General features: G+C 61.7%; 10 protein-coding genes. 1 reads left to right on the forward strand and 9 read right to left on the reverse strand.

Annotated features, from left to right (window positions below; genetic code table 11):
- Positions 1-104: 104 nt before the first annotated feature.
- The gene (gene rpsU, locus B498_RS01875) at positions 105-320 is read right to left on the reverse strand and encodes a 30S ribosomal protein S21 (protein WP_001144069.1); all 216 of its coding nucleotides are present in this window, start codon (positions 318-320) and stop codon (positions 105-107) included.
- A gap of 236 nt (positions 321-556) precedes the next feature.
- On the opposite strand from rpsU, the gene tsaD reads away from it, so the two are divergent.
- The gene (gene tsaD, locus B498_RS01870; RefSeq protein ID WP_008503186.1) at positions 557-1,570 is read left to right on the forward strand and encodes a tRNA (adenosine(37)-N6)-threonylcarbamoyltransferase complex transferase subunit TsaD; all 1,014 of its coding nucleotides are present in this window, start codon (positions 557-559) and stop codon (positions 1,568-1,570) included.
- An 86-nt stretch (positions 1,571-1,656) separates the two neighbouring features.
- Here the strand turns inward: tsaD and ureG are convergent, their stop codons facing one another.
- The 8 genes from ureG to B498_RS01830 are packed head-to-tail and all read right to left on the reverse strand — an operon-like array spanning position 1,657 to position 7,136.
- The gene (gene ureG, locus B498_RS01865; protein WP_008503187.1) at positions 1,657-2,274 is read right to left on the reverse strand and encodes an urease accessory protein UreG; all 618 of its coding nucleotides are present in this window, start codon (positions 2,272-2,274) and stop codon (positions 1,657-1,659) included.
- 9 nt (positions 2,275-2,283) lie between these two features.
- A complete protein-coding gene (locus B498_RS01860; protein WP_008503188.1) occupies positions 2,284-2,958 on the reverse strand; it encodes an urease accessory protein UreF in 675 nt (224 codons plus the stop codon).
- A complete protein-coding gene (locus B498_RS01855) occupies positions 2,958-3,497 on the reverse strand; it encodes a HupE/UreJ family protein (RefSeq protein WP_008503189.1) in 540 nt (179 codons plus the stop codon). The genes B498_RS01860 and B498_RS01855 overlap by 1 nt, the downstream gene beginning before the upstream one ends.
- A 9-nt stretch (positions 3,498-3,506) precedes the next feature.
- A complete protein-coding gene (gene ureE / locus B498_RS01850; protein ID WP_008503190.1) occupies positions 3,507-3,965 on the reverse strand; it encodes an urease accessory protein UreE in 459 nt (152 codons plus the stop codon).
- A 9-nt stretch (positions 3,966-3,974) separates the two neighbouring features.
- On the reverse strand, positions 3,975-5,678 hold the full coding sequence (ureC, locus tag B498_RS01845) for an urease subunit alpha (RefSeq protein ID WP_008503191.1): 1,704 nt from the start codon (positions 5,676-5,678) through the stop codon (positions 3,975-3,977).
- Complete coding sequence (locus B498_RS01840; protein ID WP_008503192.1) at positions 5,671-5,985, reverse strand: urease subunit beta; 315 nt, start codon at positions 5,983-5,985, stop codon at positions 5,671-5,673. The genes ureC and B498_RS01840 overlap by 8 nt, the downstream gene beginning before the upstream one ends.
- 10 nt (positions 5,986-5,995) lie before the next feature.
- Positions 5,996-6,298 carry an urease subunit gamma gene (locus B498_RS01835; RefSeq protein WP_003862556.1) on the reverse strand — a complete coding sequence of 101 codons (303 nt, stop codon included), beginning with the start codon at positions 6,296-6,298 and terminating at the stop codon, positions 5,996-5,998.
- Positions 6,299-6,308: 10 nt separating this feature from the next.
- Positions 6,309-7,136 (reverse strand): urease accessory protein UreD, encoded by an 828-nt coding sequence (locus B498_RS01830; protein WP_008503193.1) that lies wholly within the window; start codon positions 7,134-7,136, stop codon positions 6,309-6,311.
- Between the last annotated feature and the right edge of the window lie 108 nt (positions 7,137-7,244).

Raw genomic sequence — 7,244 nt, forward strand, 5'->3', positions numbered from 1 at the left:
ATTTAAGCGACTTATAAACGAAAACAAGCCGCGCATTCCTTCCGGAAGCACGGCCTTACGACTACTACTCTGTCTGTCAATTGAGGGCTGAGGCCCTCAACCAATTAGTACAGACGAGTACGGCGTGCGTTTTCGCGAGCCAGTTTCTTCGCGTGACGTTTCACAGCGGAAGCTTTAGCGCGCTTACGTTCGGTCGTTGGTTTTTCATAAAACTCACGACGACGAACTTCAGCCAGAACACCTGCTTTCTCGCATGAACGTTTGAAGCGACGCAGTGCTACGTCGAACGGCTCGTTTTCACGTACTTTAATTACCGGCATGTAACTCTCACCTTTAATAAATTCGGTTTGCCGCTGGCATCAACGCCAGCTTATTTCAAAATGGTGCGGAATTTTACTGCAAATGCTGCTGCTTTGTAAAGCACCGATGCGATTTTGAAAGGGACTTTAATAAGGGTGAGGAGTATACACGAGCCTTCTTCCTGGGGCGAACAAAGTTTTACATCAACCCGCCCAGGCTCTACACTGCGCGGTATTGAAACGAGGTAAAACAAGTCATGCGTGTACTGGGTATTGAAACATCCTGCGATGAAACCGGCATCGCCATTTACGACGACGAAAAAGGGCTTCTGGCCAACCAACTGTATAGTCAGGTGAAATTGCACGCTGACTACGGCGGCGTCGTGCCTGAACTGGCCTCTCGTGACCACGTGCGTAAAACAGTTCCCCTGATTCAGGCGGCGCTGAAAGAGGCCGGGTTAAGTTCAACCGATATTGATGCCGTGGCCTACACCGCGGGGCCGGGTCTGGTCGGCGCGCTGCTGGTTGGCGCGACGGTTGGCCGTTCGCTGGCCTTCGCGTGGGATGTGCCAGCCATCCCGGTTCACCATATGGAAGGGCACCTTCTGGCGCCGATGCTGGAAGAGAATCCGCCTGAATTCCCGTTTGTGGCGCTGTTGGTCTCCGGTGGACATACCCAGCTGATCAGCGTAACGGGGATTGGCAAGTACGAGCTGCTGGGCGAGTCAATCGACGACGCTGCCGGTGAAGCGTTCGACAAAACCGCCAAGCTGCTGGGACTCGATTACCCAGGCGGCCCGATGCTGTCCAAAATGGCGGCGCAGGGAACGGAAGGGCGCTTTGTCTTCCCGCGTCCGATGACCGACCGTCCGGGGCTGGACTTCAGCTTCTCCGGGCTGAAAACCTTCGCGGCCAACACCATCCGCAATAACGACGACAGCGAGCAGACCCGCGCCGATATCGCCCGCGCGTTTGAAGATGCGGTGGTGGATACGCTGATGATCAAGTGCAAGCGCGCGCTGGATCAGACCGGCTTCAAGCGTCTGGTGATGGCGGGCGGCGTTAGCGCCAACCGCACGCTGCGCGCGAAGCTCGCCGAGATGATGCAAAAGCGTCGTGGGGAAGTGTTCTACGCCCGTCCGGAATTCTGTACCGATAACGGGGCGATGATTGCCTACGCCGGTATGGTGCGCCTGAACGCTGGCGCAACGTCTGACCTGAGCGTGTCCGTGCGTCCGCGCTGGCCGCTGGCGGAACTGCCTGAGGCGTGAGTTTTTTGCCCGGTGGCGCTGCGCTTACCGGGCCTACAAAACCGTAGGCCGGGTCAGGCGAAGCCGCCACCCGGCAATAACCTGCACTATACCCGCAGCATCCCTTTCTCTTCCAGAAACGCAATAATCGTCCCCAGACCGTCTCCCGCTTTCAGGTTGGTAAAGGTCCACGGACGCTCGCCGCGCATGCGGTTGGTGTCGCGCTCCATCACCTCCAGCGACGCCCCCACGTACGGCGCGAGATCGGTTTTGTTGATCACCAGAAAATCGGACTTGGTGATCCCCGGCCCGCCCTTGCGCGGAATTTTTTCCCCTTCGGCCACGTCAATCACGTAAATGGTCAGATCCGCCAGCTCCGGGCTGAAGGTCGCGCTCAGGTTGTCCCCGCCGCTTTCCACGAAGATCAGATCCAGATTGCCGAACTTCTCGCTGAGCGCTTCCACCGCCGCCAGGTTCATCGAGGCGTCTTCGCGGATAGCGGTATGCGGGCAGCCGCCGGTCTCCACGCCCACGATGCGCTCCGGCGCCAGCGCGCCCGCCTCGGTCAGGATGCGCTGATCCTCTTTGGTGTAGATATCGTTGGTCACCACCGCCAGGTGATATGTGTCGCGCATTGCCTTGCAGAGCGCTTCCAGCAGCGCGGTTTTGCCCGACCCTACCGGGCCACCCACGCCCACGCGCAGGGGATGTTTGTAATCAGCCATGTTGACTCCTCAGGAACGGAATAGTCGTGAATATTGGGTTTCGTGGCGCGCGGAGGCGATGGCGGACAGCGGCGTAGCTGCCCCCAGCGCGTCGTCGCGACGTAAAAAGGCCTGTTCAAGCCCGGCGGCAAAATGGTCGCTCAGCTCGATAATCAGCTGCTGCGCCGCCTGCTGCCCAAACGGCACCAGCTTGACGCCCGCCATCACCGCGCTCTCAATCCAGCTGTAGCCGAGGCTCAGCGCCAGCTCGCGCACGTCAATGCCCCAGCGCACGCCGAGCCACGCCATGCCGCAGAGCTGGCTTTGCCTGCACAGCGCCAGCCATTCTGCCGGGCAGTCCGGCTCCCAGCTTTTGATGAGACGCGTAAAGGCCGCTCCGCGGTTGCGTTCTTCTTCGCGCAGCTCGCGCGTTTCCCGACAGGCGAGCAGGTATGCCGTCCAGCGTTTGGCCGTCGCCAGGTCGTTCCGATTGCAGGCCTGGCAGAGACGGTGAAACAGCGGCAGATCGACGCAGAAAAAACTCTGCTCCATCTGCTGGATCTGCCAGCGTTTAAAGGCGTCGGCGTTCGCGACCCAGCCCGCCTCCACGGCCCACTCCAGCCCCTGCGACCAGGTAAACGACCCGACCGGCAGGCTGCTGCTGGAGAGCTGCATCAGGCGCAGCCACTGGCGGGCGTGCTCCATCAGCTCATCAGCGCCAGCAGGGCGGAGACGATCAGCCCGCCGCCAAAGGTTTTACGCAGACCGTCGTGACGGCGCAGCAGCAGCCCAGCGGCAAAGCTGGCGCACAGCACCGTGGCGCTGGCGAACATAAACCCGCTGGTGAACAGCCAGAAGCTATGGCCGGACATCTCCACGCCGTGCGCCCAGCCGTGGAACATCGCCAGGGCAGGCACCGCGAGCAGCAGACGGTTTTCAGTCTTAAACATCATCACGCCGCTGACCGCCAGCGAGGTGATAATCAGCATCTCCATGCCGCTAAAGCCGCCGAGCAGGCTGCCTGCGATGGCGCCGACAAGCATCATCCCGAGGGTGGCAAACGGCAGCAGGAGCTTGCGGCCGCTCAGCGCCGAGAGCACGCCTGCGCCCGCTAGCATCAGCAGGTGATCGAGCCCGGTCAGCGGATGGAAAAAACCAGCCTGAAAGCTGTCGGCACCGTGGCCGGGATGCGCGAGCGCGGGAACGGAAAAAGCCAGCAGTAACAGGGGGAGTAACTTGCGCATGATGGATCCTTAATGTGAATGGGCGTGAGAATGGCTATGGGCATCGCTGGCGTAAGCACCCGCTTCTGGTTCAAACGGCAGGCTGGCGTAGGTCACCTCCAGCCCAAACTGGCGCAGCATGTCGTCGAGAACGTGATCGTGGTGATAGCGCAGCTCGCAGGGCATCACCTGCAGCGGCACGTGGCGGTTGCCCAGGTGGTAGCAGGCGCGGGCGAGCAGGAACGGATCGGCGCAGCGCACCACGGAGACCAACTCCGGGGCGGCGATCACTTCGATCACTTCGCTGCCGTCGTCGGTGGTAAGCAGGTCCCCCCCGCGCAGCAGCAGGCCGCGCGGCAGCATCAGCCCGGCTTCGCGCCCGTCGTTCAGCGCCACGCGGGCGCGGCTTTTCACCCGCACGTCAATCGGCAGCGTGACGCTGGCGGTGATCGGGTGCGCGTGGTCCAGACGTTGGGTTAAATAGATCATCATTACTCCTCAAAACAGGAAATAGCGTTGCGCCATCGGCAGAACGTCAGCCGGTTCGCTGGTAATCAGTTCGCCGTCGACGCGCACCTCGTAGGTTTGCGAGTCGACGGTGATGTTCGGCTGCAGGGCGTTGTGGATCATGTCCGCCTTTTTCACCGTCCGGCAGCCTTTCACCACCGCGGTGGCGCTCTGCAGGTTGAGCTGCTGCGGGATGCCGTTCGCACTGGCGGCCTGCGAGATAAACGTCAGCCGTGTGGCGTGGCGCGCGGCGCCCAGCGATCCAAACATCGGACGGTAATGCACCGGCTGCGGCGTAGGGATCGAGGCGTTGATGTCGCCCATCGGCGCGCAGGCGATCATCCCGCCCTTGACGATGGTGGCGGGCTTGACGCCGAAGAACGCCGGGGACCAGACCACCAGATCTGCCAGCTTGCCCGCCTCAATCGAGCCCACTTCATGGGCGATACCGTGGGTTAGCGCCGGGTTAATGGTGTATTTGGCGACATAGCGCTTCACGCGGAAGTTGTCGTTATCGCCGGTCTCTTCCGGCAGCGCGCCGCGCTGAACCTTCATGCGGTGCGCGACCTGCCAGGTGCGGATAATCACTTCCCCGACGCGGCCCATGGCCTGCGAGTCTGACGACGTGAGCGAAAACGCGCCGATGTCGTGCAGCACGTCTTCCGCGGCGATGGTTTCACGACGAATGCGGGATTCGGCAAACGCCACGTCCTCGGCAATATCCGGGTCGAGGTGATGACAAACCATCAGCATGTCGAGATGCTCGTCGATGGTATTGACCGTGTAGGGCAGCGTCGGGTTGGTGGAGGAGGGCAGAATATTCGGGTGCGCGCAGGCGGTGATGATATCCGGCGCGTGGCCACCGCCCGCCCCTTCGGTGTGGAAGGTGTGGATGGTGCGCCCGCCAATGGCGGCCAGCGTATCTTCGACAAACCCGGACTCGTTCAGCGTGTCGCTGTGCAGCGCCACCTGAATGTCCATCTCTTCGGCCACCTCCAGCGAGCAGTTGATCGCCGCAGGCGTGGCGCCCCAGTCTTCGTGGATCTTCAGCCCGATGGCGCCCGCGGCAATCTGCTCGCGCAGGGCATCCGGGTTGGAGCCGTTCCCCTTGCCGAGCAGGCCGATATTCACCGGCAGCGTATCGGCAGCCTGCAGCATGCGGGCGATATACCACGGCCCCGGCGTGCAGGTGGTGGCGTTGGTGCCCGCCGCCGGACCGGTGCCGCCGCCGATCATGGTGGTGACGCCGGAGACCAGCGCCTCTTCCGCCTGCTGCGGGCAGATCCAGTGGATGTGGGTGTCGATCCCGCCAGCGGTAACGATCTTCCCTTCGGCGGCAATCACTTCCGTCGCCGCGCCAATCGGGATCGTCACGCCGGGCTGGATGTCCGGGTTCCCGGCTTTACCGACGGCAAAGATCCGCCCGTTCTTGACGCCAATATCGGCTTTCACGATCCCCCAGTGATCGACGATCAGCGCGTTGGTCAGCACCAGATCCACGCAGTCGTCTGCGGTCATCTGCCCCTGACCCATGCCGTCGCGGATCACCTTCCCGCCGCCGAACTTGACCTCTTCGCCGTAGATCGTGAGATCGTCTTCCACTTCAATCCACAGCTCGCTGTCGGCCAGCCGCACCTTATCCCCGGTGGTGGGGCCAAACATATCGGCATAGGCCCGGCGTGAAATCTCAGCCATGTTTCACCTCGCCCATTACCTCGCCGCGAAAGCCGACAATGCGCTGCGCACCCGAGACCTGAACCAGCGTCACTTCCCGCTTCTGGCCGGGCTCAAAGCGCACGGCGGTGCCTGCCGGGATGTTTAACCGGTAGCCTCGGGTCGCCTCACGGTCAAACTTCAGCGCCGGGTTGACCTCGTAAAAGTGATAGTGCGATCCGACCTGGACCGGCCTGTCGCCGTGGTTTTCGACAATCACGGTTTGGGTTTCGCGCCCGACGTTGATCGCAATCGTGCCGGGCTGGATCTGGTATTCGCCTGGGATCATCACGCGCTCCTTAGACGATCGGGTTGTGGACGGTGACGAGCTTGGATCCGTCCGGGAAGGTGGCTTCCACCTGGATATCCGGGATCATCTCCGGCACGCCCTCCATCACCTGGTCGCGCGTCAGGACGTGGCGGCCCGCCTCCATCAGCGAGGCGACGGTTTCGCCATCGCGCGCGCCTTCCATGATGAAGGCGCTGATCAGCGCGACCGATTCCGGGTAATTGAGCTTTACCCCGCGCGCAAGGCGGCGTTCGGCAACCAGCGCGGCGGTAAACAGCAACAGCTTGTCTTTTTCTCTGGGGGTCAGTTCCATAACGTTTCTCTTATGTCTGCCAGATACGCGGCGAACAGGCGGTTTTGGTGGTGAGAAGCGGGCGAAGCGACTGCCAGATATCGCGCATCACCCGCTGGCAAATCAGGTTGTCGTGGGAGAGAAAACGCACCGACAGCAGCTCGTCGGTGAGCGTTGCCCCCGCAAAATGGCCCAGAGGCGCGAGCAGCGCGCGCACCGTGTCGAGATGTTCTTCATTGGCCGGATAGAACAGCAGTGTGCCGATCCACGGGTGTCCGGCAACGGGCGTAAGATCGCCGTTGCTGAGGTGCTGACGCTCAATCAGACGCGGTTCGTCATCCACCCACACCTCAAGGTGGCTCTCCAGCGTGCCGTGGCTGAAGGTCTCATTGATTACCGGGCGTCCCAGGCAGTACAGCTCCCACGCCAGCAGCGTGCTGGAGGCCTTCAGGTGGAAGACGGAGCGCAGCGCGGCATTCGCCCCGGGGAAGATAATGGTGTCCTGCGGTAGCCACTCCAGCGTGGATCCCTCATCGAGATAAAAGTGCTGGCTCAGACGTGCCTGCGGGCCGCTGCTGCGATAAAACTTGCTGGCGCCGGGCATGGTGATAAGCGCATGGCTTTTGGCGTCCAGCCGAACGGAAATGTCCAGCGTATCGCCGCCCACAACCCCGCCCGGCGGGTGCAGCAGGTAAAGGTGGCAGGTCTCGCCTTCATGGTAAAACGGACGCTGAACGGTAAGCGGCCCGACGTGATGAGCGGAGTGCAGGAGGGTTTTCTCAGGGGTGTGACAAAACTGCAGGGCAAGCGACGCCTGCCAGCCTTTGTACGAATTATCAGTGACCTGAGCTGCTAACATGCTGCATCCATCTGCTCATCATCGGGTCGTTTCAGTATGCCCTGGCAGAAATGAAGGCTGTCATATGAGTCGCTTATGGATGGTCTGTAATGTAGGCCGGGTAAGCGC

Origin of the sequence: Enterobacter sp. SST3 (genome assembly GCF_000286655.1) — a bacterium.
GTDB classification, from domain to species: Bacteria; Pseudomonadota; Gammaproteobacteria; order Enterobacterales; family Enterobacteriaceae; genus Enterobacter; species Enterobacter roggenkampii.

Excerpts from the sequence above, each read along its gene's own strand:
- rpsU (WP_001144069.1), bottom strand. The coding sequence starts at position 320 with ATGCCGGTAATTAAAGTACGTGAAAACGAGCCGTTCGACGTAGCACTG.
- B498_RS01835 (WP_003862556.1), bottom strand. The coding sequence starts at position 6,298 with ATGGAACTGACCCCCAGAGAAAAAGACAAGCTGTTGCTGTTTACCGCC.
- B498_RS01840 (WP_008503192.1), bottom strand. The coding sequence starts at position 5,985 with ATGATCCCAGGCGAATACCAGATCCAGCCCGGCACGATTGCGATCAAC.
- ureC (WP_008503191.1), bottom strand. The coding sequence starts at position 5,678 with ATGGCTGAGATTTCACGCCGGGCCTATGCCGATATGTTTGGCCCCACC.
- ureE (WP_008503190.1), bottom strand. The coding sequence starts at position 3,965 with ATGATCTATTTAACCCAACGTCTGGACCACGCGCACCCGATCACCGCC.
- B498_RS01860 (WP_008503188.1), bottom strand. The coding sequence starts at position 2,958 with ATGGAGCACGCCCGCCAGTGGCTGCGCCTGATGCAGCTCTCCAGCAGC.
- tsaD (WP_008503186.1), top strand. The coding sequence starts at position 557 with ATGCGTGTACTGGGTATTGAAACATCCTGCGATGAAACCGGCATCGCC.
- ureG (WP_008503187.1), bottom strand. The coding sequence starts at position 2,274 with ATGGCTGATTACAAACATCCCCTGCGCGTGGGCGTGGGTGGCCCGGTA.
- B498_RS01830 (WP_008503193.1), bottom strand. The coding sequence starts at position 7,136 with ATGTTAGCAGCTCAGGTCACTGATAATTCGTACAAAGGCTGGCAGGCG.
- B498_RS01855 (WP_008503189.1), bottom strand. The coding sequence starts at position 3,497 with ATGCGCAAGTTACTCCCCCTGTTACTGCTGGCTTTTTCCGTTCCCGCG.